Annotated in this window: 21 protein-coding genes and 1 tRNA gene; 12 read left to right on the top strand and 10 right to left on the bottom strand. The window is 64.1% G+C overall.

Going from position 1 to position 25,316, the window contains the following annotated elements; all coding sequences use genetic code 11:
* The first annotated feature begins 72 nt into the window (after positions 1-72).
* Complete coding sequence (locus ACYPXD_RS12820) at positions 73-339, top strand: hypothetical protein (RefSeq protein ID WP_459711650.1); 267 nt, start codon at positions 73-75, stop codon at positions 337-339.
* 154 nt (positions 340-493) lie between these two features.
* On the opposite strand, the gene htpG is transcribed toward ACYPXD_RS12820, so the two are convergent.
* Both htpG and ACYPXD_RS12810 read right to left on the bottom strand, forming a co-directional pair.
* Positions 494-2,434: a molecular chaperone HtpG gene (htpG, locus tag ACYPXD_RS12815; RefSeq protein WP_459711647.1), complete on the bottom strand. Its 1,941-nt coding sequence runs from the start codon at positions 2,432-2,434 to the stop codon at positions 494-496.
* Between the two features lie 283 nt (positions 2,435-2,717).
* The gene (locus tag ACYPXD_RS12810; RefSeq protein ID WP_459711644.1) at positions 2,718-4,172 is read right to left on the bottom strand and encodes an aminotransferase-like domain-containing protein; all 1,455 of its coding nucleotides are present in this window, start codon (positions 4,170-4,172) and stop codon (positions 2,718-2,720) included.
* 273 nt (positions 4,173-4,445) lie between these two features.
* Here ACYPXD_RS12810 and ACYPXD_RS12805 point away from each other — a divergent pair, with 273 nt between their 5' ends.
* From ACYPXD_RS12805 to ACYPXD_RS12775, 7 genes are all read left to right on the top strand, one after another.
* Complete coding sequence (locus tag ACYPXD_RS12805; RefSeq protein ID WP_459711640.1) at positions 4,446-5,132, top strand: VOC family protein; 687 nt, start codon at positions 4,446-4,448, stop codon at positions 5,130-5,132.
* 16 nt (positions 5,133-5,148) lie between these two features.
* Positions 5,149-6,057 (top strand): DMT family transporter, encoded by a 909-nt coding sequence (locus ACYPXD_RS12800; RefSeq protein ID WP_459711637.1) that lies wholly within the window; start codon positions 5,149-5,151, stop codon positions 6,055-6,057.
* 26 nt (positions 6,058-6,083) lie between these two features.
* Positions 6,084-7,301, top strand: coding sequence for an aminotransferase-like domain-containing protein (locus ACYPXD_RS12795; RefSeq protein WP_459711634.1), 1,218 nt, complete (start codon positions 6,084-6,086; stop codon positions 7,299-7,301).
* Between the two features lie 86 nt (positions 7,302-7,387).
* Complete coding sequence (locus tag ACYPXD_RS12790; RefSeq protein ID WP_459711632.1) at positions 7,388-7,852, top strand: RidA family protein; 465 nt, start codon at positions 7,388-7,390, stop codon at positions 7,850-7,852.
* Between the two features lie 176 nt (positions 7,853-8,028).
* A complete protein-coding gene (locus tag ACYPXD_RS12785; RefSeq protein ID WP_459711628.1) occupies positions 8,029-8,940 on the top strand; it encodes a PhzF family phenazine biosynthesis protein in 912 nt (303 codons plus the stop codon).
* Positions 8,941-9,601: 661 nt separating this feature from the next.
* Positions 9,602-11,971 (top strand): bifunctional diguanylate cyclase/phosphodiesterase, encoded by a 2,370-nt coding sequence (locus ACYPXD_RS12780; protein WP_459711624.1) that lies wholly within the window; start codon positions 9,602-9,604, stop codon positions 11,969-11,971.
* Between the two features lie 234 nt (positions 11,972-12,205).
* A complete protein-coding gene (locus tag ACYPXD_RS12775; RefSeq protein WP_459711622.1) occupies positions 12,206-13,543 on the top strand; it encodes a hypothetical protein in 1,338 nt (445 codons plus the stop codon).
* A gap of 30 nt (positions 13,544-13,573) precedes the next feature.
* On the opposite strand, the gene ACYPXD_RS12770 is transcribed toward ACYPXD_RS12775, so the two are convergent.
* From ACYPXD_RS12770 to ACYPXD_RS12760, 3 genes are all read right to left on the bottom strand, one after another.
* Complete coding sequence (locus ACYPXD_RS12770; RefSeq protein ID WP_219796842.1) at positions 13,574-14,032, bottom strand: CopD family protein; 459 nt, start codon at positions 14,030-14,032, stop codon at positions 13,574-13,576.
* Positions 14,033-14,349: 317 nt separating this feature from the next.
* A complete protein-coding gene (gene parC, locus ACYPXD_RS12765; protein ID WP_459711619.1) occupies positions 14,350-16,677 on the bottom strand; it encodes a DNA topoisomerase IV subunit A in 2,328 nt (775 codons plus the stop codon).
* Between the two features lie 61 nt (positions 16,678-16,738).
* Positions 16,739-18,730 carry a DNA topoisomerase IV subunit B gene (locus ACYPXD_RS12760; RefSeq protein ID WP_459711617.1) on the bottom strand — a complete coding sequence of 664 codons (1,992 nt, stop codon included), beginning with the start codon at positions 18,728-18,730 and terminating at the stop codon, positions 16,739-16,741.
* A gap of 631 nt (positions 18,731-19,361) precedes the next feature.
* On the opposite strand from ACYPXD_RS12760, the gene ACYPXD_RS12755 reads away from it, so the two are divergent.
* Positions 19,362-19,490, top strand: a complete 129-nt coding sequence (locus ACYPXD_RS12755; RefSeq protein ID WP_459713266.1) for a HepT-like ribonuclease domain-containing protein — start codon at positions 19,362-19,364, stop codon at positions 19,488-19,490.
* Positions 19,491-19,527: 37 nt separating this feature from the next.
* Here ACYPXD_RS12755 and ACYPXD_RS12750 read toward each other — a convergent pair whose 3' ends face one another.
* Positions 19,528-21,453: an ATP-binding cassette domain-containing protein gene (locus tag ACYPXD_RS12750; protein ID WP_459711615.1), complete on the bottom strand. Its 1,926-nt coding sequence runs from the start codon at positions 21,451-21,453 to the stop codon at positions 19,528-19,530.
* 242 nt (positions 21,454-21,695) lie between these two features.
* Positions 21,696-22,097, bottom strand: coding sequence for a DUF4399 domain-containing protein (locus ACYPXD_RS12745; RefSeq protein ID WP_459711612.1), 402 nt, complete (start codon positions 22,095-22,097; stop codon positions 21,696-21,698).
* A gap of 243 nt (positions 22,098-22,340) precedes the next feature.
* Between ACYPXD_RS12745 and ACYPXD_RS12740 the strand changes: the two genes are divergently transcribed.
* Both ACYPXD_RS12740 and ACYPXD_RS12735 read left to right on the top strand, forming a co-directional pair.
* Positions 22,341-22,523: a rubredoxin gene (locus ACYPXD_RS12740; RefSeq protein WP_308835243.1), complete on the top strand. Its 183-nt coding sequence runs from the start codon at positions 22,341-22,343 to the stop codon at positions 22,521-22,523.
* 128 nt (positions 22,524-22,651) lie between these two features.
* Positions 22,652-22,726 (top strand) — tRNA-Arg (locus ACYPXD_RS12735).
* A 111-nt stretch (positions 22,727-22,837) separates the two neighbouring features.
* Here ACYPXD_RS12735 and ACYPXD_RS12730 read toward each other — a convergent pair.
* On the bottom strand, positions 22,838-23,143 hold the full coding sequence (locus ACYPXD_RS12730; protein ID WP_459711610.1) for a hypothetical protein: 306 nt from the start codon (positions 23,141-23,143) through the stop codon (positions 22,838-22,840).
* A gap of 347 nt (positions 23,144-23,490) precedes the next feature.
* Positions 23,491-23,796 carry a DUF4148 domain-containing protein gene (locus ACYPXD_RS12725; protein WP_459711608.1) on the bottom strand — a complete coding sequence of 102 codons (306 nt, stop codon included), beginning with the start codon at positions 23,794-23,796 and terminating at the stop codon, positions 23,491-23,493.
* 218 nt (positions 23,797-24,014) lie between these two features.
* Between ACYPXD_RS12725 and ACYPXD_RS12720 the strand changes: the two genes are divergently transcribed.
* A complete protein-coding gene (locus ACYPXD_RS12720) occupies positions 24,015-24,233 on the top strand; it encodes a hypothetical protein (protein WP_219800357.1) in 219 nt (72 codons plus the stop codon).
* A gap of 30 nt (positions 24,234-24,263) precedes the next feature.
* On the opposite strand, the gene ACYPXD_RS12715 is transcribed toward ACYPXD_RS12720, so the two are convergent.
* Positions 24,264-25,040: a YoaK family protein gene (locus tag ACYPXD_RS12715; protein WP_459711605.1), complete on the bottom strand. Its 777-nt coding sequence runs from the start codon at positions 25,038-25,040 to the stop codon at positions 24,264-24,266.
* Between the last annotated feature and the right edge of the window lie 276 nt (positions 25,041-25,316).

Genomic DNA, 25,316 nt, shown 5'->3' with positions numbered 1-25,316 from the left:
CTTAATCGGCGTTCATTCTGGCCAATCGAACGCACTCGCTTTAGATCAAGAATAATCTCAAAGGAGTGTAAATTGCTTAAGAATTCGAAAGAAACATCCGATAGGATCGCGCATCTCGCCGCAGTAATACTCGCAAAACTTAATGCATCGCCGGTCGAAAAGGAACTCGCGGGATCCGCACTCGCGCAGCATCACACGTTGAAGCACACGAGCGCGGCGATCGGAAAAGTAGCGGGCAAGGTGCTAGCCGATCCGCATGCATGCGAACAGGCGAAAGAACTGGCGGGTTCAGTGCTGGCCCAGGTTCGCAACCTGCACGAGCGTGCGCCGCAGCGTTAGAACGCGAGTCGATCGCTGGTAAGCGCCGGCTAAGCAAAAGGGAACAAAGGCTAAAAAAAATGCGCTGCCGTTCATTCACGGCAGCGCATTTCAACATCTCATCAACAGTTTTCACCCGCGCGGCGAAAATCGCCGCAATGGGGTCGCCTCGGTGTTACCCGGCGCGCGTCAGCAGCAGCGCGTTGGTCCGCTTCACGAAGCTCGCCGGGTCTTCGAGCGAACCGCCTTCGGCCAGCAACGCCTGATCGAACAGCAGATGCGCCCAGTCGTCGAAGTTCGCGCTATCGGTGTGCAGGCCCCTCACGAGCGGGTGCTCGGGATTCACTTCGAGAATCGGCTGCATCGTCGGCGCCTTCTGTCCGGCGGCCTTCAGCATGCGTTGCAGGTAGCCGCTCATATCGCCCTCGTCGGCCACGAGGCACGACGGCGAATCGGTGAGACGGAACGTCAGGCGCACGTCTTTCGCCTTGTCCTTCAGCGCTTCTTTCATGCGTTCGACGAGCGGCTTCAGTTCTTCGCCAACCTTTTCCTGCGCCTTCTTTTCCTCGTCGTCGAGCTGGCCGAGGTCGAGATCGCCGCGCGCGACGCTTGCGAGCGGCTTGCCGTCGAACTCGTTGAGGAACGACAGCATCCATTCGTCGACGCGATCCGTCAACAGCAGCACTTCGACGCCCTTCTTGCGGAACACTTCGAGATGCGGGCTGTTCTTCGCGGCCTGCCACGTATCGGCGGTCACGTAGTAGATCTTCGACTGCTCGGGCTTCATCCGCTCGATATAGGCGGCCAACGATACGGTCTGCTCGTCCGTATCGTTTTGTGTCGACGCGAAACGCAGCAGCCTGGCGATGCGATCCTTGTTCGTGAAGTCTTCGCCGATGCCTTCCTTCAGCACCTGGCCGAATTCCTTCCAGAACGTCGCGTATTTTTCCTTGCCGGCGTCGCTTTCAGCTTCCGCGGCGGTGTTCTGCCCGGTTTCCTGCCCGGTTTCCATATTCGCGAGTTCTTCGAGCATCGACAGCGCGCGCTTGGTCACGCCCTCGCGGATCGCCTTCACATCGCGGCTTTCCTGCAGCAGCTCGCGCGATACGTTCAGCGGCAGATCGCTCGAGTCGATCACGCCCTTCACGAAGCGCAGATAGGTGGGCAGCAGCTGCTCGGCGTCGTCCATGATGAACACGCGCTTCACATAGAGCTTCAGACCGCCGCGGTGCTCGCGGTTCCACAGGTCGAACGGCGCATGCGCAGGCACGTAAAGCAGCTGCGTGTATTCGCTGCGGCCTTCCACGCGGTTATGCGTCCAGGTCAGCGGATCCTGATGGTCATGCGACAGATGCTGATAGAACTGCTTGTACTGCTCTTCGGTGATGTCGTTCTTCGCCCGCGTCCACAACGCGCTCGCCTGGTTGACGGTCTCGTCTTCCTCCTTCGTGACCATCTCGCTCTTTTCCGCATCCCATTCTTCCTTCCGCATCAGGATCGGCAGCGCCACGTGGTCCGAATACTTCTGGATGATCGACTTCAGGCGGTACGACGACAGCAGGTCGTCTTCATCGGCGCGCAGGTGCAGCGTGATCGTCGTGCCGCGCTGTGCGCGCTCGATCGTCTCGACCGCGAAGTCGCCCTCGCCCGCGCTTTCCCAGCGCACGCCTTCGGCAGCCGGCAAGCCGGCGCGACGCGTCTCGACGGTGATCCTGTCCGCGACGATAAAGCCCGAATAAAAGCCCACGCCGAACTGGCCGATCAGCGCCGCATCTTTCTGCTGGTCGCCGGACAGCTTGCCGAAGAATTCCTTCGTGCCCGAACGCGCGATCGTGCCGAGATTCGCGATCGCTTCGTCGCGGCTCATGCCGATGCCGTTGTCGTCGATCGTCACCGTGCGCGCGTCCTTGTCGTACGACACGCGAATGCGCAGGTTCGGATCGTTTTCGTACAGCGCATTGTTCTCGATGGCCTCGAAGCGCAGCTTGTCGGCCGCGTCGGACGCATTCGAGATCAGCTCGCGCAGAAAGATTTCCTTGTTGCTGTACAGCGAATGGATCATCAGATGCAGAAGCTGCTTCACTTCTGCCTGAAAGCTCATGGTCTCTTGTGCCATGGTCGGAGGTCCTCTCTATTGCGGGTTGATTCGAAATTCTGCGGGCCGGCCATCCGGGGGCCGGCCGTCCGGGGGCCGACCATCCGGCCGCCGGCGAGCCTGACCTGTTCGGCGCCAGCGCTTGCGCGACGCACATCGCGTGCCTCGCGCGGCGATACGCAGCACCACGCAGCACCACGCGGCGCCACGTGCAAGCACGCCGTGCATGATAAACGCGCAACCGGCTTACGCTGATCGGCTGATCGCCCGCCGAATTGGGGGCGCAGCGCACGATTTCAAGGGGTCAAGACGCGCGCCGGATCACGCTGTCCAGATATTCGCCGAGGAATGCGGGCAGCGCCGGGTCGCCGCAATTCGCCACATTAAAGCGCATCCAGGTGGTCGGCGACTGCTGCGGCGAAAAAAGACTGCCCGGCGTCAGCAGAAAACCCGCTTCGTGGCCGGCCGCCGCGAGCGCATCGGCGTCCACCCCGGTGTCGGTCCACACGAACATGCCCGCGCCGGGCGTCTGGAAGAGCCGCATGCCGGTCTTCTCGAGCATCCGGCACGCCTTGTCGCGCACCGTATCGAGCCGCGCGCGCAGACGCTCGACATGGCGCCGGTAGTGACCTTCCGTGAGGATCTTGTACAGCACGCGCTCGTTGAGTTCCGGCGTCGTCATATTGACGAGCATCTTCTGGTCCGCCACGGCCTGCGCGATTTCCGGCGCGCACGCGATAAACCCGACGCGCAGGTTCGCCGCGAGCGTCTTCGAAAAGCTGCCCAGGTAGATCACACGCTTGAGCTGATCGAGGCTCGCGAGGCGCGTGGCCGGATAGCCGGGCGGGCACAGATCGCCGTAGATATCGTCTTCGACGACGATGAAGTCGTACTCTTCGGCAAGCCGCAGGATGCGGAACGCCTGCGCCGCCGTCAGCGACGTGCCGGTCGGGTTCTGCAGCACCGAGTTGATCACCAGCATTTTCGGCCGCCACGTCTGCACCAGCGTGTCGAGCGCGTCGAGATCCGGGCCCTCCGGCGTGTACGGCATGCCGACCAGATGCGCGCCTTGCGACGCGATGCGCCCGAACATCTGGAACCACGCCGGGTCGCCGACGATAACCGCGTCGCCCGCCTGCAGATAAAGCCGCGACAGCAGATCGATGCCTTGCGTGATGCCGGACACGAGCACGATGCTTTCCGGCGATGCGCCGATTTCGAGTTCCTCGAGGCGCGTCTGCAATTGCTGGCGCAGCGGCAGGAAGCCTTGCGGCGTGCCGAAGCCGAGCATCTGCGCGCCGCTCTGCCGGCCCAGCGTGCGCAGCGCGCCGGAGATCAGCTCGCCGTCGAGCCAGCGCGCCGGCAGATAGCCGAGCCCCGGTCCGCGCTCCGGCTGCGTCGACGTATGCAGCATGTTGCGCAGCAGCCAGACGACGTCGATCGTGCTCGGCGCCGGCGCGGCTTCGTGGGTCGCGCGGCGCTCGCCGGGCATCGGCGAGGCGAGGCGCTCGCGCACATAGAAGCCCGAGCCGCGCCGCGAGTCCAGATAGCCTTGCGCAACCAGCCGCTCGTATGCCTCGACGACGGTAAAGCGCGACACGCCTTTGTCGAGCGCGAGCTTGCGGATGGACGGCATGCGCATGCCGGGACGAAATACGCGTTCGTCGACGCGGCGGCGCGCCCACTGGACGAGCTGATCGACGAGCGTCAACGCGGACGCGTCGTGCGGGGCGGGAATCTGTTCGAGCGGGACGGACATGGCTGACTCCAACTGTACCGAGGACTACCTGCACGATTGTACCGTTACTGTGCAGGTCGCAGACGATACATTCGACTGATGCCGGGGAAGGTCCGGTGGACGCCGGCCACACGCCATCTATACCGGAGCCGCGGGCCATAAGGGATTCATGCAGGGTTCATGCCGCGAGGCGACCGGGTATGCTTGAACCTTTTCACCGCAGCCGCGCGCGAAGGCTTGCGCCGCGCGGCTACCCACCCCGCCGTTTTTGCTCAACTGTTCGTTCGATCCACCATGACCGTCCACACGCTTCGCCTCGATCATCTCGTCGTCTCGGCCCGCACGCTCGACGAAGGCTCGCAATATGTCGCCGACGCACTCGGCGTCGCACCGTCCGGCGGCGGCTCGCATCCGCTGATGCGCACGAGCAACCGGCTGCTGAATCTGTGGGGCGGCGTCTATCTCGAGGTCATCGCGATCGACCCGGACGCGCCCGAGCCCGCCGACGGCGCGGCGCGTCCGCGCCTGTTCGCGCTCGACGATCCCACGGTCGCCGCACGGCTCGAAAACGGCCCGTATCTGTCGCACTGGGTGGCGCGCGTCGAGCGGCCGAAAGATCTCGTGCGCTGGCAAGCGCAATATCCGGAGCGGATTGCCCCGATCGTGCCGATGACGCGCGGCGATTTCACGTGGGGTCTGTCGGTGCCCGCCGACGGCGCATTCCCCAGCTGGCAGCAGGCCGGCGACGGCATCGTGCCGACGCTGATCCAATGGGACACCGCGCTGCATCCGACCGCCCGCCTGCCCGACTCGGGCATCGCATTGAAAACGCTTGCCGCCACGCATCCGCAAGCCGACCTGATCGCCGCTCATCTCGACTGGCTCGGCGCCGCGCATCTGGTCAAACTGGCCGCAACCGACGGCACGCCCACGCTTGTCGCCGAGTTCGACACGCCAGGCGGTCCGCGCACACTCAAATAACGGAGCAGTCGAAACCATGAATTCGCGCGAATCCCAAGGCATGCTGCTTGGCCTGATCGGCGTGATGGTATTCAGCCTCACGCTGCCGATGACGCGGATCGTCGTCGCCGAATGGCACCCGCTGCTGAACGGCCTCGGCCGCGCGCTCGTCGCCGCCGTGCCCGCGGGCGCGCTGCTTCTGTGGCGCCGCGAGCGTCTGCCGAACTGGGCGCAGATCAAGAGCCTGTTTGTCGTGTCGCTCGGCGTGGTGATCGCGTTCCCGGTGTTTTCCGCCTGGTCGATGAAGTACGTGCCCGCGTCGCATGGCGCGGTCGTCAACGGCTTGCAACCGCTGTGCGTTGCGATCTACGCGGCCTGGCTCTCGCACGAGCGGCCCTCGAGGCTGTTCTGGCTATGCGCGCTCGCGGGCAGCGCGATTGTCGTGGCATTCGCGTTTCACGCGGGCGGCGGCGCGCCGCAGGCGGGCGACCTGCTGATGCTCGTCGCGGTCGGCATCGGCGCGCTCGGTTACGCGGAAGGCGCGCGGCTCGCGAAGCAGATCGGCGGCTGGCAGGTGATCTGCTGGGCGCTCGTCGTGTCCGCGCCGTTTCTCGCGCTGCCGGTCGGCTGGCTCGCGTGGCAGCAGCATCTGATGCACCCGGGGCCCGTCGCGCTGAAGACCTGGCTCGCATTCGCCTACGTCGCGTTCTTTTCGCAATTCCTCGGCTTTTTCGCATGGTATGCCGGGCTTGCGATGGGCGGCATCGCGCGCGTCGGCCAGGTGCAGCTGCTGCAGATTTTCTTCACGATGGCGTTTTCGGCGCTGTTTTTCGGCGAAAGCGTCACGCCATCGACATGGCTGTTCGCCGCCGCCGTCATCGCCACCGTGATGCTCGGCCGCCGCGCGACCGTGCAGACGGCACCGCATGCCGTTCGCGCGAGTTAATGACACAAGAGACGAGGAGACACAACGTGGACCCAAGCGATCTGACCAAGGTGAGCGCCCGCTCGTGGCAATTGTCCGAACGTGCGCGCAAGCTCACGAGCTCCGCTATCCGCGAAATTCTTAAGGTAACCGAACGGCCCGACGTCATTTCGTTTGCGGGCGGCTTGCCGGCGCCATCGACGTTTCCCGCGGAACGGATGCGCGCGGCCTCCGACCGGATTCTGCGCGACGCGCCGGCCGCCGCGCTTCAGTACAGCGCGACCGAAGGTTATCTGCCGCTGCGTGAATGGATCGCCGCGCGCCACTCGGGGCACGGCGAGCACGGCCATGTGCAGATCCGTCCGACGCAGGTGCTGATCACAACCGGCTCGCAGCAGGCACTCGATCTGCTCGGCAAAGTGCTCGTGTGCCCGCAAAGCCCGGTGCTGGTCGAAACGCCGACCTATCTCGGCGCCTTGCAATCGTTCTCGCTGTACGAGCCGCGCTATGTGCAGGTACCGACCGACGACGCCGGCCTGATCCCCGCCGCGCTGACACCGGCGCTGACCGCCGGCGCGCGCCTGCTGTACGCGCAGCCGAATTTCCAGAACCCGACGGGCCGGCGCCTTGCCGTGGAGCGCCGGCGCGAGCTCGCCGCCTTCGCGCAGCGCGCGCCGTTTCCGGTCATCGAAGACGACCCGTACGGCGCGCTCGACTACCGTGGCGAACCGTTGCCGACGATGCTGTCGATGGCGCCCGACCACATCGTGCACCTCGGCTCGTTCTCGAAGGTGCTGGCTCCGGGTCTGCGCGTCGGCTACCTCATCGCGCCCGAGGAATTGCACTTCAAACTCGTGCAGGCCAAGCAGGCCACCGATCTGCATACGCCGAGCTTCACGCAGCGCATCGTCCATGAAGTGGTAAAGGATGGCTTTCTCGATACGCACGTGCCGACCATCCGCGCGCTGTACCGCGACCAATGCGCGGCGATGCTCGCAGCGCTCGAGCGCTATATGCCCGAAGGCGTCGCATGGACCCGGCCCGAGGGCGGCATGTTCGTGTGGGTGCAACTGCCGGCCGCCATCGATACGATGCAGCTGCTCGAAGACGCGATCGCGCAACAGGTTGCGTTCGTGCCCGGCGCACCGTTCTTTGCGAACGAAGCGCAGCACAATACGCTGCGCCTGTCGTTCGTGACCGTGCCGCCCGAGAAAATCGACGCCGGCATCGCGCGGCTCGCGGCGCTCGTGCGCGCGCGCATCTGAAAGCGCGGCGACGACGCATCGCCACTGCATTCGAATCGCGCGGCAGCGCTACCATTCAGGTTTCACATTCCCCGAAAGGACTGACCATGGCTCAAGCAAACGTGTACGACAAACTGAAGGCACTCGGCGTCGAACTGCCGACCGCCGGCGCCCCGGCCGCCGCCTATGTGATGGCCGCGCAAAGCGGCAACACCGTCTATCTGTCGGGCCATATCGCCAAGAAAGACGGCAAGCCGTGGGCCGGCAAGCTCGGCGACACCCTCACCACCGAAGAAGGCAAAGCGGCCGCCCGCTCGATCGCGATCGACCTGCTCGCGACGCTCCACGCGCACGTGGGCGACCTGAACCGCGTCACGCGCATCGTCAAGGTGATGAGCCTCGTCAACTCGACGCTGTCGTTCACCGAACAGCATCTCGTCACGAACGGCGCCTCCGAGTTCTTCGTCGAGGTGTTGGGCGAGCGTGGCAAACATGCGCGCTCGGCGTTTGGTGTCGCGCAGATTCCGCTTGGTGCCTGCGTCGAAATCGAACTGATCGCCGAAGTTGCGTGACGAAGTTGCCTGGCGAAGTTGCCTGACGAAGTTGCATGAGCAAGTCCCGAGACGAGGTCACCAGAACCTCGCCTGAGCTTTCGCGTTTCTCGTGAGTCGCGCGCAAAGCGGCCATCCTGCCAGCCGCGCGCGATCTCATCCCGCCGTTGTCCGATCACCCTTCACCAGGAAGCACGATGACCTCGCGCACTGTCCGCTTCAAGCAAGTCGACGTTTTCACTTCGGTGCCGTTCAAAGGCAATCCGCTTGCCGTCGTATTCGACGCGGACGAGCTCGATACCGAACCGATGCAGGCCATCGCGCGCTGGACAAATCTCTCCGAAACCACGTTCCTGTGCAAACCGACCGACCCGGCCGCCGATTATCGCGTGCGCATCTTCACGCCCGGCCGCGAGCTGCCGTTCGCGGGCCATCCGACGCTCGGCACCGCGCATGCGCTGCTCGAAAGCGGCTATCGGCCGAGGCAGGCAGGACGGCTCGTTCAGCAATGCGGCGTCGGTCTCGTGGAACTCGTCGCGCTCGCTGCGGCGGACATGCCCGCCGCAGCGCATCACGGCGCGTGGGCCTTCGCGGCGCCGCCCGCGCGCATCACGCCGTTGCCCGACTCGCAGTACGCGGCGCTGTCGGCCGCCTTGCGCAGCGACGCGATCGACTTCGGCGCGGCGCCGTGCGGCGTCAACAACGGCGCGCCGTGGCTCGTCGTGCGGCTCGCGACGGCAAACGACTGCCTCGCGCTCGAACCCGATTCGCGCGCACTTGCCGAGATCGCGCACGCGGTCGGCGCGCACGGTCTTGCCGCCTACGGCCCGCATCCGGACGGCAGCCCCGCGACGTTCGAGGTGCGTTGCCTCATGACCGGCGACGCATTCGGCCTCGGTGAAGACCCGGTGACGGGCAGTGCGAACGCCGCGCTCGCCTGCCTGCTGACCACGCAGCAACGACGCCCGGGCGAGCGCTACACGGTCCGCCAGGGCACCGTGCTCGGCCGCGCCGGCGACGTCGCCGTTCACTATGACGATGCAGCCGGCAAGACATGGATCGGCGGCGCGTCGGTCACGATTGTCGACGGCACGTTCCGGATCGGCTGACCGCGCCCGCTGTTCCTGCAAGGGCGACGCAGTGGCAACCGCTTTACCTGCCGCTACGGCAACGCGAACATTTGAGAACACCGGCAACGCGGCGCGCTTCCTCGTATGGCGCACGCCGCAAAAAATCAAAATAAATTGAGGGATTGCGTGCAGCGAATCCGTATAGCATCGCTATGCGAAGTACATCGCTTCCTTTCCTTTCATGCAACATGCATTGAGCTTGTTGCATCGTAAAAGGGCTTTGTGGAAGCGGCAGTTCCTATTCAGGCAAGCCCGCTTAAGAAACGTGTCGAAACGCGTCGAAGCGCGCCGCACACAGCTTCTCGCACCTCGCCGAACGCCCACCCCGAGCGGCTTTCCGGGCGGCGCAGCCGATCACGAAGAACACGCGTCGAGGCCGTTGAAAAGCACGCGTATACCCGATGCGGGAACGCTTTCTTAATCCCCAGGCATTCAGTAATATCAAAACGTAACCGATGACCTCGGGCGCGGATCGACCGGATGGTTCCGCACGACGCCAGACCGCATGGCGCATCAATGGCGGTACTTCGCTTACCATGCAGCCTGGTTACAGATAGCGCAGTCGTCGATCGACACACAATCACTGCCTGATGCAGCCGTCAGCAGCGCAGTCATAAGCCATAGGGTCGCGGTCCACTCGATGAATCAGCTCCATCACTCCAGCGTACGCGAAGCCAGGCACCGGCTTGACCCGGCCGCCTCGCGCCGCCGCGCGCTGCTCGCGATCCCGGCGCTCGGCGTGCTGGTGCTCGTGCTGCTGTGGACTGTCATCTTCGCGCGGCTCTCGGTGGAAAAGGAGTCCACCTACCGGGAAGCGATGGCGTCGGCCGGCATCCTCTCCGCCGCGCTCGAACAGCATACGGTGAAGGCGATTCACCAGGTCGACCAGATCACACGCTTCGTCAAGTTCGAACTCGAAAAATCCCCCTCCCGCTTCGATCTCGCGAGCACCGTCGAGAAAGGCGTCGTGCAAAGCGAGACGCTCGTGCAAGTGTCGCTGATCGACGAGCACGGCAAGCTGATTGCCAACACCGCTGAAGCGAAGCCGCGTCCGATCGATCTGTCGGACCGCGAACATTTCAAGGTGCACGAGCACGAGAACGACGACCAGCTTTACATCAGCAAGCCCGTGCTCGGCCGCGTGTCCGGCCACTGGACGCTGCAGATGACGCGGCGCCTCAACCACCCCGACGGCTCGTTCGCCGGCGTGGTCGTGGTCTCCGAAGACCCGAGCTACTTCACCACCGACTTCTATAACAACGCGGCGATCGGCCGCGACGGCGTGATCGCGGTGATCTCGGACAACGGCACCGTGCTCGCGCGCCGCACCGGCAACGACGAACGCGCCTCGGGCGTGTTCACCGCGAGCGGCACGTATCCGACTTCCGAGCATGTGTCGGGCACCTATGTCGACCCGATCGATAACGTCACGCGCGTCGTGTCGTACCGGCATATCGACGGCTATCCGTTAGGCGTGCTCGTCGGTCTGTCGCAGGCCGAAGAATTTGCCGACTACAACCACACGCGCAACGTCTATCTGCTAATGGCGAGCTTTATCTCGCTGGCGATGCTCGGCTTCTTCGCGGTCGCGACCGGGCTGATCGGCAAACTGCTCGGCCGCGAGCGCGAGATGACGCATCTCGTCGAATACGATCTGCTGACGGGTTTGCGTAACCGGTATTCGACGCTGCAAATTCTTCACCATGAAGTTGCGCAGACATCGAATATCGGCCGGCTCGCGATTCTGTTTATCGACCTCGACAACTTCAAGACCGTCAACGACACGCTCGGCCACAACGCCGGCGACATCGTGCTGCAAATGACCGCCGCGCGCCTTGCCGATGCCGTGGCCGACGCGGGCACCCTCTCGCGCATCGGCGGCGACGAATTCGTCGTGATCGTCAAAGGCGACGACGTCGAAGAACGCGCGGTCGCGGCCGCCGAGGCGGCATCGGCCGTCTTTGCGAAGGCGTTCGAGGTGCGCGGCAGCACCTTCGTGCTGCATGCGAGCATCGGCATCGCGCTCTATTCGATTGCGAACGAAAGCGAAATCGATCTGTTGAAGAAGGCCGATCTCGCGATGTACAGCGCGAAGGACGCGGGCAAGAACTGCTACCAGTTCTACTCGCCGCAACTCGCGCACCGCGCCGACCACCTGATGAAGTGGGAGCAGCAGTTGCGCATCGCGCTCGCCGACGGGCAGCTGTTCCTCGCGTACCAGCCGAAAATCGATCTGACGCGCCGCTGTATCACGGGCTTCGAGGCGCTCGTGCGCTGGAACCATCCGCAGCATGGTCTGATTCCGGCGAACGAATTTATTCCGGTCGCCGAATCGACGGGCCTGATCGTGCCGATCGGCGACTTCGTGATTCAGACCGCGTGCCGCCAGCTCGCGCAGTGGCAGGCGCAAGGTTATGAATCGCTGTCGCTGGCGGTGAATATTTCGGCTGTGCAATTCTGGCGCGGCGATCTGTTCGAGACGATCGCGCGGGCGATCGACGAGAGCGGCATTCCCGCGCGCCGGCTCGAACTCGAGATCACCGAGACCGCGATGATGGAATTTCCGGATCTCGTCTCCGAAAAGATCTTTGCGCTGAAGCGGCTTGGCGTGCGCATCGCGCTCGACGATTTCGGCACCGGCTATTCGTCGCTGTCGTATCTGAACCGCTTCTCGGTCGATACGCTGAAGGTGGACCGCTCGTTCGTCCAGGCGATTCCGGGCGACCGCAGCGTCTGCGTGATGGTGACCGCGATCGTCAATCTGGCGCGCTCGCTCGGGCTGACCGTCGTCGTCGAAGGCACCGAGACCGAGGAACAGATCGCGTGGCTCGCGGCGCTCGGGCAGATCGAAGCGCAAGGCTTCCTGTTCTCGCGGCCCGTACCGAGCGAGGGTATTCCAGCGCTGCTCGACAAGTTCGGTGTGTGCGGCATGCGCACGCGGCAGCCGCCGCGCGAGCGCAGCGACGACGACACGAGCGACGCGCCGAGCACGAGCGGGCAGTCTGTCTGACGACGCTTCAGACCCTGGGCCTCGCATCGGGCGCACCGCTCATCTCTGAATTGCCCCACGCTCCATGCGATGCCTGCCCTGCCGGATGCATTGCACGGATGCTCTACGCGGATGCACTGCGGGAACGCACCTCGGGTATGCCCTATAAGCCGCTTATTGCTATTCGTCGGACGGGAATAGATTGCGCCCCAGAACGTTCTAAGAAGGACTCGCCTGAACGTTCGAGGGCCGCTCATGACCGATTCGCTTACCCGCCATCATGCGTCGATCCGACCCGGCAAAACGCTGCGCACGCTCGGCGTATTCGAAGAGTACTTCTGGCTGCTGCAGCAACGCGTGCCGCGCACGACCGTCGTCGCCGCTGAAGTCGAAGGACGCACGACGGTCGAACAATGGTCCGCGGCGCTCGCCGCCGTGCAGGCGCACCACACCCTGCTGTCTTCGCGGATTCGTCAACGGCCTGGCTTTCGTCCATGCTTCGAGCTGATGCCCGACGCGCCGCTCGCGCTGCAAGCGGTGCCCAGCGAATCGGGTACCCGTCTTTTCGAACTGGTGTCGGCGGAACTGGCCACGCGTTTCGGTCCCGACGACGCGTTGCTGCGCACATCGATTCTCTACGGCCGCGACCGCACGACACTGGTGCTGGGCGCCCATCATGCGGCACTGGACGGCGCATCGCTGATTCTGCTGGTTCGCGATCTGATGCGCGCACTGGCCGGCGAAGCGCTCGGCAGTCCGCATGCGATGCCGCCGTCTCACGACGCATTGCTCGGGCTGTCTACCAGCGAGCAGTCGGCGCCGCCTCGCTTGCGGTCGGGTTCGTGGAGTTCGCCGGATGCGTCCGGTTCGTCACGCGAGGCGACGGATGGTCAGGCGCGCGATGACGCGCGCCCGGCATCCGAACCGGCGCTTGCCGCCGGCGACGAGCAGCCGCTGCTTCAGCAGATCTGGCTCGAGCCGTCGGTCACCTCGCTCGTGACGCGGCGCGCACGCGAAGAGCAGGCCTCCGTGCATGCCGCGCTGTGCGCGGCCGTGATGCTGGCGGGACGCGCGCTGTCGCGCTCGTGGCGCGACCATACGATCCGCTGCGCAAGCTTGCTCGATACGCGCGCCCTGCTCGGTGCAAGCGAACACCTCGGGCTCTTTCCCACACAGCGCAGCGCCGAACTCGAGCCGCCCACGACGCTTCCGTTCTGGGATCTTGCGCGCGCCGTCAAACAGAGTCTCGCGATACGGCGCACCGCGGTCGAGGCCGCGGGCGGTTTTTCGATGCCCGTGCTCGAGATGATTGCGGCCGGCGCCAGCCCGGACCGTCTCGTGATCGGCAGCCGCCAGCGCGCGCCGACGCTGCGCATCGACAACTATGGGCGGCTCGCAATTCCGACGCAGTACGGCTACGGGCGCCTGCGCCTCAAGTGGGTGACGCCGGCCGCGATGCACGGCGCGCCGCAGACGCAGCACATCTCGGTGGCGACCGTCGATGGGCTGCTTTGCATGACCAACGTCAGCGCGGAGCCGGTGCCGGCGCTGCTTGGCAATGCGCGGCGTTTGCTGCTCGCACAGTCGGGCTAGGGGGCACGGCCTTAATCTTCAAGGCGCGCTTCAAAATCCGCGCGACATCACTGCGAAGCCGATCGTCACGACGCCAAGCACGAGATTCACCACGACGAGCCGCCGCACGGTCGCGACCGCATTGGCGCCATCGGGCCACTTCTGCGCCTGCACGGCGCGGCGGATACGCGGAAACACAGCAAAACGGATATGGCCGAAGATCAGCATCATCACGATGCCGAGCCCTGCCATCGCATGCAACTGCCACATCGCGTGCGCGCCGCCGTACTGCGACAGCAGGAAGCCGCCGGACACCAGAATGACAAGCACGGACACGCCGACCCAGTTGAAGAACCGTCCGAATACGGATTCCCACAGCGGCAGCCGCAACTGCGGCGACAGATCGCCCAAGGCCGGGCGCAGGCAGAAATGCGCGAACACCATGCCGCCGATCCAGACGGCAACACCCAGCAGGTGGAGAAAGAGCGCGATTTCGATCGCTTTGGTCATTCGTTTTCCTCTGTCGTATCGGTGTGGTATCGATGCGGTGCATCGATTGAGCCGCGGCCGGGTTGCGCATTCGACCGCCCACGCGCCGCGCAGTTCAGTTCATCGCGCACGAGGCGAGGCAATGTGCCGCGTCGCAAGCGATGCCGAGCCGTATTGAGTTTTACTGGCTCATTAACGGACGAGGCTTTTTATCGGACGACATGCGCCGCCAAATAAAATCGCGGCGTGCCGCGTATTCCGGGGAATACAGGGCACGCCGCGTGGTCGGGCTGCGGTCGACAGGGTTCCAGGGCGACGGTGCGCGTGAGCGATGTGGGTTAGCCCCGGCCTTCTTCCAGCGCCGGCCGCAACGCCACGACCTTCAGTTTCGTATCGGGCTTGCGGCCCTTGCGTGCGCGTTTGCCGACATGCTCGGCAAGCGCCTTGCCGGCCAGCGTTTCTTCGCCCGGCTTGCCGCCGCGGCCCGTGCCCATCAGCACGACCCCCGCCTTGCCGATCGCCAGCGCCTGCGCGAGCGTTTCGTTCGCGTCGAGCCCCATCAGCGTGACACCGCGTCCGCCACCCGACAGCGTCTTCATCTCGTCGAGACCGAACACGAGCATGCGCCCCGTGCTCGACAGGCACGCGACCTGCGTCGCGTCCGGCACCATCGGCATCGGCACGAGCGGCGCCGCGCCTTCGTCGATCGTCATGAACGACTTGCCGGCCTTCACGCGGCTCACCATATCGCCGAGCTTCGCGATAAAGCCGAAGCCGTTGCTCGACGCCAGCAGCAGCGCCTGGTCTGCCGTCGCCGCGTAGTAATGCATGAGGTGCGTGCCCGATTCGAGCTCGATCATCGTCGTGACCGGCACGCCGTCGCCGCGTCCGCCCGGCAACTGGCTGACCGCGACCGAGTAGACGCGGCCGTTGCTGCCCCACGCGATCAACGTATCGGGCGTGCGGCACTGGAACGCCGCATAGAGGCTGTCGCCGGCCTTGAACGTGAAGCCGGCCGGATCGAGCCCGTGGCCCTTCAGCGCGCGCACCCAGCCCTTCTGCGATACGACCACCGTCACCGGCTCGTCGACCACGCGCGCTTCGAACGTCGCGCGCTTGTCCTGCTGGATCAGCGTGCGGCGCTCGTCGCCGTACTGCTTCGCATCGGCTTCGATTTCCTTGATGATCAGACGCTTCATCGCGCTCTCGCTGCCGAGCAGCTCTTCGAGCTTTGCTTTCTCGTCGCGCAGCTCGTCGAGCTCCTTCTCGATCTTGATCTTTTCGAGCCGCGCCAACTGGCGCAAGCGGATGTCGAGGATGTCGTCGGCCTGGCGTTCGGACAGATCGAACGCCGAGATCAGCGCCGCCTTCGGTTCGTCCGACTCGCGGATGATCCGGATCACTTCGTCCAGATTCAGGAAGACGATCATCCGGCCTTCGAGAATATGGATGCGGTCGTCGACCTTGGTCAGCCTGAACTGCGTGCGGCGCGTGACCGTCGCGAAGCGGAAGCCGACCCATTCGTGCAGGATTTCGCCGATGCCCTTCTGCCGCGGCCGGCCGTCGGCGCCCACCATCACGAGGTTGAGCGGCGCGTTCGATTCGAGGCTCGTATGCGCGAGCAGCGTATTGACGAACTCGGTCTGGTCGATGCGGCTCGACTTCGGTTCGAACACGAGGCGCACCAGCGCGTCCTTGCCCGATTCGTCGCGCACCGCGTCGAGCAGTGCGAGCAGCGTCTGCTTCGTCTGCAGTTGCTCGGGCGTCAGCGACTTCTTGCCGAGCTTGATCTTCGGGTTGGTCTGCTCCTCGATTTCCTCGAGCACCTTCTGGCACGACGTGTTCGGCGGCAATTCGTTGATGACGAGCTGCCACTGGCCGCGCGCAAGCTCTTCGATCTTCCAGCGCGCACGCACCTTCAGGCTGCCGCGGCCCGTTTCGTACGCGGCCGCGATTTCGGCTTCGCTCGAAATGATCTGGCCGCCGCCCGGGAAGTCCGGGCCCGGCAGAAGCTGCATGAGCTCCGCCTGCGTGATCTTCGGATGGCGGATCATCGCGACCGCGGCCGCGGCGACTTCGCGCAGGTTATGCGACGGAATTTCGGTCGCGAGACCCACCGCGATACCCGAGGCGCCATTGAGCAGCACGAACGGCAGACGCGCGGGCAGCAGCCTCGGCTCTTCGAACGAGCCGTCGTAGTTCGGCATGAAATCGACCGTGCCCTGGTCGATTTCGTCGAGCAGCAGTTTCGCGATCGGCGTCAGGCGCGCTTCCGTGTAGCGCATCGCCGCGGCGCCGTCGCCGTCGCGCGAGCCGAAGTTGCCCTGGCCGTCGATGAGCGGATAGCGCATCGAGAAGTCCTGCGCGAGACGCACGAGTGCGTCGTACGCGGACTGGTCGCCGTGCGGGTGATACTTGCCGAGCACGTCGCCGACCACGCGCGCCGATTTCACGGGCTTCGCGTTATCGGACAGGCCCATCTCGCTCATGGCGTACAGGATGCGGCGCTGCACGGGCTTTTGCCCGTCGCTGACGTCGGGGAGCGCGCGGCCTTTGACGACGCTGACCGCGTACTCCAGATACGCCTTCTCGGCGTAATGGCCGAGCGTCAGCAGGTCGCCTGGCGGCGGCGCCTCTTCGAAAAGATCGGGAGTGTTGTCTTCCATCTACGTTCCGTGTCCGTGTTGCGGCTCGAGTTGCGGCTTGCGTTTCAGCTTGCGTGGGCGGTTAGATATCCGCTTCGACCTCGTTGCCCTTCTCTTCGAGCCAGCTGCGCCGCGACGCCGCTTCGCCCTTGCCCATCAGCATGGTCATGCGCGCCACGGTCTTCTCGAAATCGAGTTCGCCAAGCGCGATGGGCGACAGGCGCCGCGTGTCCGGGTTCATGGTGGTGTCCCACAGTTGCTCGGCGCTCATTTCCCCGAGGCCCTTGAAGCGGCTGATGGTCCACGCCGTTTCGCGCACGCCGTCCTTGCGCAGCTTGTCGAGAATCGCTTCGAGTTCGCCTTCGTCGAGCGCGTAGAGCTTCTGCGCCGGTTTCTTGCCGCGTGCCGGCGCATCGACGCGAAACAGCGGCGGCCGCGCGACGAACACGTTGCCGCGTTCGATCAGCTGCGGGAAATGCTTGAAGAACAGCGTGAGCAGCAGCACCTGGATGTGCGCGCCGTCGACGTCCGCATCCGACAGGATGCAGATCTTGCCGTAGCGCAGGTTCGACAGGTCGACCGTGTCGTCCGGGTTGTGCGGGTCGACGCCGATCGCCACCGAGATGTCGTGCACCTCGTTGTTCGCGAACAGGCGATCGCGCTCGGTTTCCCATGTGTTCAGCACTTTGCCGCGCAAAGGCAGGATCGCCTGGAATTCCTTGTCGCGGCCCATCTTCGCCGAGCCGCCGGCCGAATCGCCCTCGACAAGGAACAGTTCGTTGCGCTCGATTTCGGTCGATTCGCAATCGGTGAGCTTGCCGGGCAGCACGGCCACGCCCGAACTCTTGCGCTTTTCGACCTTCTGCCCCGCGCGCGTGCGCGCCTGCGCCTGCTTGATGACGAGATCGGCGAGCTTCCTGCCGTGCTCGACGTGCTGGTTCAGCCACAGTTCGAGCGCCGGGCGCGCGAACGACGACACGAGTTTCACCGCGTCGCGGCTATTGAGGCGTTCCTTGATCTGGCCTTGGAACTGCGGGTCGAGCACTTTCGCCGAGAGCACGAAGGACACGCGCGCGAACACGTCTTCGGCGAGCAGCTTCACGCCCTTCGGCTGCAGGCTGTGCAATTCGACGAAGCTCTTGACCGCCTGGAACAGGCCTTCACGCAGACCCGCCTCGTGCGTGCCGCCGGCGGGCGTCGGGATCAGGTTCACGTACGACTCGCGCGTGAGCGGCCCTTCCTCGCTCCAAGCGACGACCCACGCGGCGCCTTCCCCTTCGGCAAAGGTTTCCTCGTTCGAGCGCGAGCTTTCCGCGTAGCGCTCGCCTTCGAACAACGGAATCAGCAAGTCGCTGCCGGCCATGCCTTCGAGCAGATAGCCGCGCAGACCGTCTTCGTACTTCCAGCTTTGCCGCTCGCCGCTCTTCTCGTTGACGAGCACGACTTCGACGCCCGGCAGCAGCACTGCTTTCGAGCGCAGCAGCCGCTGCAGTTCGCCGACCGGCAGGTTCGGCGAGTCGAAATACCTGGCGTTCGGCATGACGGTGACGCGCGTGCCGGTTTTCTTTTCGCCGCGCTCGGCCGCGCGCACTTTGAGCGGCTTGACGACGTCGCCGTTCGAAAAGCCGAGTTCCGCGACCTTGCCGTCGCGCCAGACGGCGACGTCCAGACGCGAGGACAGCGCGTTCGTGACCGACACGCCGACGCCGTGCAGACCGCCCGAGAACGTATAGGCGCCGCCCGCGGCCTTGTCGAACTTGCCGCCCGCGTGCAGGCGCGTGAACACGATCTCGACGACCGGCACGCCTTCGTCGGGATGCAGGCCGAACGGAATGCCGCGGCCGTCGTCGTCGACGGACACCGACTGATCGGCGTGCAGCGTGACCGTGATCTGTTTGCCGAAGCCGCCGAGCGCCTCGTCCGACGCGTTATCGATGACTTCCTGAATGATGTGCAGCGGATTCTCGGTGCGCGTGTACATGCCGGGCCGCTGCTTGACCGGCTCGAGTCCCTTCAGCACCTTGATCGACGCTTCGCTATACCCAGCGTTTGCGTTTGACTTCTTCGTAGACATGGCTTGCTCGGATCCGTCGGTTCATCGTTGTCCACAAGTCCTGTGGACATCTGCGTGGACAATGCGTTGATTTTTCAAAAAAAGCGAAACGAAACAACGGAATGGAACGTTTGCACGACACACGGGCAGTGTGACTGCCCGCCTGGCTGCGTGCCCGCACCGCCTGCAAACGCCCGTGGGGCGGCGTCTGCGGCGCGCGCGGGTCAGCAGCGGATTCGCGGGTATTGTACTGATTTCGATGCGCGCGGCAATTTGGATCGGGCAGGATTGGCCGTTTGGGGGAGATATTATGAAGTTCCCAGCGACGCGTGCAAGCGTTGCTGGGGTGTCGGTCGATGTGCTTACGCCGCTTGCATTGCCGGAATCGTTCCGCGCGAAAGTGGTCAGCGACGCGGTGCTTGTGTGAAGAGAAAAAGCGATCTGCGGATCGCCGACTATCGTGTTCGCATGGCGCAAGCGATTGAACGCATCCGGCGCTATACGGAGGAAATGGACGGCGAAGCTTCGCGCTCAACTCTCTCGTACAGGATGCGGTGATACGCAACCTCGAAATCATCGGGGAGCCGCGCGCAATGTCGAGCGTGAACACCCGGAGTTCGCATCGGCTCATCCGGATGTTCCATGGGAAGGCATGTATCGGATGCGAAATCGCGTGTCGCACGGTTACTTCGCCGTGGATTCGGGCGTCGTATGGCGGACACTGATACGCGACCCGCCGGAACTACACAGCCAGCTTGTCCGGATGCGACAGCCGGAATAAGCGTCCCGAACCCAAGCGCTCAAGCGCTGAAAGCGTGTTACTTCCCCTTGCTCTCCAACTCATCCCACCGCTCGAGCGCCACCAACAATTCCTCGTCGATTTCCGCGTAGCGCTGCGTGAGACGCGTGCCTTCCTGCGCGTCCTTCGCGAAGATCGAACCGTCCTCGAGTTGTGCGGCGATGGTTTTCTGTTCGCCTTCGAGCGCCGCGATCCGTTCGGGCAGCGCCTCGAGTTCGCGCTGCTCCTTGAACGACAGTTTCACCGACCGTTGAGCATTGCGGCCCGCCGCGCTTTCCTTCGGCGCCGTCTCCTTCACCGCTTCCTTCGGCGCATCGCGCTGCGCGAGCTGCTCGGAGCGGTCGCGTTGCGTCTGCCAGTCGGTGAAGCCGCCGACATACTCGCGCCACTTGCCCGCGCCCTCCGATGCGATCACCGAGGTCACGACGTTGTCCAGAAACGCCCGGTCGTGGCTCACGAGCAGCACGGTGCCGTCGTAATCGGTCAGCAGTTCTTCGAGCAGTTCGAGCGTTGGAATGTCGAGGTCGTTCGTCGGTTCGTCGAGCACCAGCACATTCGCCGGCCGGGCGAACAAGCGCGCGAGCAGCAGCCGGTTACGCTCGCCGCCCGACAGCGACTTGACCGGCGAACGCGCACGCTCCGGCGCAAAGAGGAAATCGCCGAGGTAACTCATCACGTGCTTCTTCGCGCCGTTGATCTCGACCCAGTCGCTGCCGGGGCTGATCGTGTCGGCGAGACTCTTTTCCTGATCGAGTTGCGCGCGCATCTGATCGAAGTACGCGACCTGCAGATTCGTGCCGACGCGCACGCGCCCTTCGTCAGGCTGCAACTCGCCGAGAATCAGCTTGAGCAGCGTCGTCTTGCCGGCGCCGTTCGGGCCGACGAGGCCGATCTTGTCGCCGCGCATCAACGTCGCCGAAAAGCGCTCGACCACGGTGCGCTCGCCGAAGCGCTTCGTCACGTCGGTCAGCTCCGCAACGATCTTGCCGGACTTCTCGCCCTGCGCGACGTCGAGCTTCACGTTGCCCTGCACGTTGCGGCGTTCGGCGCGCTCATTGCGCATCTGTACGAGCCGCGCAATGCGGCCGACGCTGCGCGTGCGGCGCGCTTCGACGCCCTTGCGAATCCACACTTCTTCCTGAGCGAGCAGCTTGTCGAACTTATCGTTCTCGACGCGCTCGACTTCGAGCTGCTGCGCCTTGCGCGTCTGATACGCCGAGAAGTTGCCTGGGTACGACAGCAGCCGGCCGCGGTCGAGTTCGACGATGCGCGTGGCGATCCGGTCGAGAAACGCGCGATCGTGCGTGATAAACAGCAGGCCCGCGCGTTGCGAGAGCAACAGCTCTTCGAGCCAGCGGATGCCGTCGAAGTCGAGGTGGTTCGTCGGTTCGTCGAGCAATAGCACGTCCGGTTGCAGCACGAGCGCCCGCGCAAGCGCGACGCGTTTTTGCATGCCGCCCGACAGCGCGTCGACCAGCGCGTCGCCGTCGAGGCCGATCTGCGCGAGCGTCGTCGATACGCGCGTGCGCCAGTTCCACGCGTCGGCGGTGTCGAGCGACGATTGCAGCGTGTTCATGCGCGAGAGCAAGGCATCGTGCTCGACGCCTTCCGGTGCCTCGGCAAGCGCGTGCGCGACGCGGTCGTATTCGTCGAGCAGTTCGCGCGCATGCGCGAGTCCGCCCGCGACCGTATCGAATACCGACGTGCCCGCTTCGAATTCAGGCTCCTGCGGCACGTAGACCGTGACGAGATTCTGTTGACGCGTAACGAGCCCGTCGTCAGGCTTCGCGAGGTCCGCGACGATTTTCAGCAGCGACGACTTGCCCGCGCCATTGCGGCCGATCAGGCCGACGCGCTCGCCGGCTTCGAGCGAAAAATCCGCGTGATCGAGCAACGCGACGTGACCGAACGCGAGTTGCGCGCCGGTGATGGTGTAAAGCGACATGGGAGAAAGACCAGGCAGCGATGAGGCGAAGCGCTCATTGTACCGGTCGGCTTGCGGGGCGACCGCGCGGGTGACTGCGAGGCTCACTGCGAGGCTCACTGCAAGGCTCACTGCAAGGCCCACTGCAAGGCCCACTGCGAGGCCCACTGCGCGAAGGGTGCGTCGCGGCGCCGCGCGTTGCGGCGAAAGGCGGCGCCCGCTATCCGCGCCCTGGGTCCGCCCTTCGCGTTACTGCAGATGCGTTACTTCACATGCACGGTAATCGTCTGGCTCCAGTCGGGGCCATACGAGCGATGCGCGCCGTCGCCGAATTGCAGCGTCAGCGTGTGGTCGCCGGGCGGCAGCGTGATCTCGGTTTCGGACTGCCCTTTGCCGAAATGCAGTGACTTGTCGTTGGCCGGAATCACCGTGCCTTTCGGGACCGGCTGCCCATCGATCAGCAGATGATGATGACCGGTGCCGTCGGTCATCGTGCCGGCCGGCGCGATCTTCATGCCGTCGACGGCAAATTTCACGTGTACGGGGTTCGTCACCGTTGCGCCGTCTTTCGGCTCGATGAACGACACGCCATTGGCCCGCGCAACCCCCGATGCGGCCAGCAGAGCAACGCACAGCGCGAAACCCAACCATCTGTTCTTGAACATCGTCTTCTCCTTGAGATAACGGCCCGTCACGGGACAGGTTGGCGCGCAGGGGCCGCGCTAAAGCATACTCCGGGCGTGCTACGGCGATTTCGCGCGCTACGCGGCGAGGCGTCCGGAACTGCGGCGCTTTGCCGAAGAGGCAACTGGGCGAATTCCGGTAAAATTGTGGATTGCTGCGCGTGGTCCGTCGAGGAAAGGAACAACGCGCGAATCGAGCGTTTTGAACGGATGGGTGAGTACGTCGTGAGTGAAGTTGTCGAATATAAAAGCTGGGTGTGCCTGATCTGCGGCTGGATCTACAACGAGGAAGAAGGACTGCCTGAAGACGGCATCGCGGCGGGCACACGCTTCGCCGATATCCCCGAGGACTGGCGTTGCCCGTTGTGCGATGTGAGCAAGTCGGAATTTGCGGTTGTCGAGTTCTGAGCAGCGCTTGTAGTCGTTGTCGTTTGTGCTTTGTGTTTTGTGCTGCTTGTAGTGGCGCGTCATTCGGTGGCACGTGCAGCTTTGTTATACTCTGCCCCCTGCCGTTTGCGTGCGCAGTCTTGGGTCCTCTCCCCGTAGTTCAATGGATAGAACAAGTGCCTCCTAAGCGCTAGATACAGGTTCGATTCCTGTCGGGGGGACCAGTTAGCGTCGCAAGATCTCTGCGCGGCTTTCCGCCGTGTCTTGCCGTCGCCTTGCCTCGGGCCATCTCCTTCGGCGCAAGTAAGTCGTATGGCCAGCATGTACGCTAGGCCCTATGGCCCTTCCTGCGGCGGCCGCCGATCACATGCATGAGGATTCGGACCATACGCATGCGCGCCTGAATGCACTGCCGCCGCGTTCGCGACCATCGAAAGTGCAAGCCTGCCCACATCGACGGTGGGCTCCCCATCGCCGAATCTGATCGGCGCCGCGGTCCATGCGTTGCAATCGGCATCGGCGATATTCCGCGACGGGGTGGCGGTCATGCTGTAGTTCAGATTGTCCTTGATGACGTCCGCGCGTGCCGCAGGCGACGCGGACAAGGCCAGCAATACGAAAGCGAGCGTTTGCGTTCTCATCGCGGTATCCCGTGTACGCAGTGGTCGACAACCTGAGCCGGTTAAACAGACGGCTCAGATAGTACGCGCTCTTCGAGGCCTGCGCTGCTCGCCATTCATCGTTCGATGCGCCATGTTCCAAATGCGAAAAAGCCCACACCGTCTGAACGGTGCGGGCTTCATTCGCGTTCGCGTCGCGGTACTCCACTCACCCGCGGGCGAACTTCACTGCAATTCCCCCTACTGCCTTACTACGCTTTACTGCTTTACTGCTTTACTGCCTGTACTGCTCCAATACAGCTTCACTACCCCTACTACCTCTTACTGCTCTGCCGCCCTACTACCTCTTTACTGCTCACTCCAACTGCTTACGAATGGTTGTACGGCGAACCCAAAAACGAGTCGTACACGGGACCGCGCGCGCCCGATTGAGCCGTCCCTGCCGTCGCGGGACCATAACCCGTCGTGTCGGTCGTCACACGCGCTTCCGCTCGCTGAAGTGCGTCGGGATAGTGCGCGTCGCTCGAATCGAATGGGCTGTAGCCCGCCTTTTCCAGTTGCACCAATTCGGCGCGGACTTGAGCACGCGTCACCGGTTGGTTCGATTGAGCAAACGACACAGCGGGCACCGCGAGCACAGCAGCGATAGCGACAGCCTTGATGAGCGATTTCATGATCATGACCTCCGAGATTGGTTTGATTTGCGACGGCCTGTAAGTAAGCGCCGTGTGAAATCAGTCTAGGCATTCAGCGACCTAGGGGAAACCCTAATCCGAGGAAATCATTATTTCGTCTCGCGTGACAATTGTGTCGAGATTGCGCATTTCGGCCACGCGCGCGCACCGCTGAAACGCCGCTAAAGTTCTAGCCGTCCACTGCCGACAACCGGGGCATGGAATCCGAAAAACACCTCCCGCTCAAGCGAGGCACGTCCCGGTACGACGAGGCGATCGCGCTCGAAAACTCCGTGCGAGCTATTCGTCGCGCGCGCGGTAAGCACAATCCGGAAGACTTTGCCGAAGGCACGCCCGAATGGCATGCCGTCATCGAAAGCTTTTTGATCGATTTGCTGTGGGCTTCCGGTAACGACCTGCACGACGAAGGCGAGTAATCCGCTCGCCCCGCCGCGGCATTGCACGCGCTAGAAACGCATCTTGCGCGCGCCGCTGCGCATATCGTCCATAAGGGGTACGACCGCGACCGCAAGCAGTACGACGGCAAGCGGCAACGTCGACACGAACCCCAAGTGCTTGAAGCCGGCCGCCCCCGCCAATCCGCCGGCCAGAAACCATGCGAGCAGCGAGCCCAGCAAGGCGAGTTTCTGCCGGTCCGCACGTACCACGCCCTCCGCGCCCGCGCCATCGCCTGCTTCAGGACGCAGGCCATTCCAGTAGAACAGCTTGCCCAGTTCGATACCGATGTCGGTGACGAGCCCCGTCATATGCGTCGTGCGGATTTCGGCGCGCGAGATTTTCGTGATCATCGCGTTCTGCAGACCCATCACGAAGCACAGCAGGCACACCGTGACCGGCAGGAAAAACAGCCGATGATGCTCGAGATTCGAGCCGAGCAAGCCGAAGCACAGCAGCAACGCGGCTTCGATGGCGAGCGGGGTTGCGTAGACGCTGCGCAGCCGGTGCCGCCGCCCCCAATTGATCAGCACCGCCGACGTCGCCGCGCCGAATATGAACGACACGAGCGAACTCAGGCCCGCGACGACAAGCGCAAGATCGCCGAGCGCGAGGTTGTCGGCCAGCGACGAAACGATGCCCGACATGTGCGACGTGTACTGCCCGACCGCGAGAAATCCGCCCGCGTTGGCCGCCCCCGCGACGAACGCGAGCGAGCGCCCGAGGCGCCGATTGGCTGCATCGGTTCGTTCAGGTGCGGTAAAGCCGCGCAGATAGTTGATGGGCATGCGGACAGGCCGGGAGATGAGCAGTCAGGAAAACGGTCTGACGGAGCCGGAACCGGAACCGGAGCCGGGGCCGGGGCCGGAACCAAAGCGTGGGCCGACTTGAAACGCGCCTCAATGCGCTCGAGACGAGCGCACAGCATCCTAGCACGTGAGGTTGGACACGCCTCGCGCGCAAAACAGAAGACGAAAAAATGCCCAGCGGTGCGGGCTGGGCGAAATCGCCGGTTGGAGCCGGCGATGGAGGTTCTATCGACTAATTCGACACGACGCAGCGGC

The organism is Paraburkholderia sp. 2C (assembly GCF_054589215.1).
This window is presented reverse-complemented; position numbering and strand designations above follow the sequence as displayed.

What these genes read in the sequence shown, in the direction of transcription:
- htpG (WP_459711647.1), bottom strand. Translation starts at nt 2,434, where the DNA reads ATGGCACAAGAGACCATGAGCTTTCAGGCAGAAGTGAAGCAGCTTCTG.
- ACYPXD_RS12810 (WP_459711644.1), bottom strand. Translation starts at nt 4,172, where the DNA reads ATGTCCGTCCCGCTCGAACAGATTCCCGCCCCGCACGACGCGTCCGCG.
- ACYPXD_RS12805 (WP_459711640.1), top strand. Translation starts at nt 4,446, where the DNA reads ATGACCGTCCACACGCTTCGCCTCGATCATCTCGTCGTCTCGGCCCGC.
- ACYPXD_RS12800 (WP_459711637.1), top strand. Translation starts at nt 5,149, where the DNA reads ATGAATTCGCGCGAATCCCAAGGCATGCTGCTTGGCCTGATCGGCGTG.
- ACYPXD_RS12790 (WP_459711632.1), top strand. Translation starts at nt 7,388, where the DNA reads ATGGCTCAAGCAAACGTGTACGACAAACTGAAGGCACTCGGCGTCGAA.
- ACYPXD_RS12785 (WP_459711628.1), top strand. Translation starts at nt 8,029, where the DNA reads ATGACCTCGCGCACTGTCCGCTTCAAGCAAGTCGACGTTTTCACTTCG.
- ACYPXD_RS12780 (WP_459711624.1), top strand. Translation starts at nt 9,602, where the DNA reads ATGAATCAGCTCCATCACTCCAGCGTACGCGAAGCCAGGCACCGGCTT.
- ACYPXD_RS12775 (WP_459711622.1), top strand. Translation starts at nt 12,206, where the DNA reads ATGACCGATTCGCTTACCCGCCATCATGCGTCGATCCGACCCGGCAAA.
- ACYPXD_RS12770 (WP_219796842.1), bottom strand. Translation starts at nt 14,032, where the DNA reads ATGACCAAAGCGATCGAAATCGCGCTCTTTCTCCACCTGCTGGGTGTT.
- parC (WP_459711619.1), bottom strand. Translation starts at nt 16,677, where the DNA reads ATGGAAGACAACACTCCCGATCTTTTCGAAGAGGCGCCGCCGCCAGGC.
- ACYPXD_RS12760 (WP_459711617.1), bottom strand. Translation starts at nt 18,730, where the DNA reads ATGTCTACGAAGAAGTCAAACGCAAACGCTGGGTATAGCGAAGCGTCG.
- ACYPXD_RS12755 (WP_459713266.1), top strand. Translation starts at nt 19,362, where the DNA reads ATGTATCGGATGCGAAATCGCGTGTCGCACGGTTACTTCGCCGTGGAT.
- ACYPXD_RS12750 (WP_459711615.1), bottom strand. Translation starts at nt 21,453, where the DNA reads ATGTCGCTTTACACCATCACCGGCGCGCAACTCGCGTTCGGTCACGTC.
- ACYPXD_RS12745 (WP_459711612.1), bottom strand. Translation starts at nt 22,097, where the DNA reads ATGTTCAAGAACAGATGGTTGGGTTTCGCGCTGTGCGTTGCTCTGCTG.
- ACYPXD_RS12730 (WP_459711610.1), bottom strand. Translation starts at nt 23,143, where the DNA reads ATGAGAACGCAAACGCTCGCTTTCGTATTGCTGGCCTTGTCCGCGTCG.
- ACYPXD_RS12725 (WP_459711608.1), bottom strand. Translation starts at nt 23,796, where the DNA reads ATGAAATCGCTCATCAAGGCTGTCGCTATCGCTGCTGTGCTCGCGGTG.
- ACYPXD_RS12720 (WP_219800357.1), top strand. Translation starts at nt 24,015, where the DNA reads ATGGAATCCGAAAAACACCTCCCGCTCAAGCGAGGCACGTCCCGGTAC.
- ACYPXD_RS12715 (WP_459711605.1), bottom strand. Translation starts at nt 25,040, where the DNA reads ATGCCCATCAACTATCTGCGCGGCTTTACCGCACCTGAACGAACCGAT.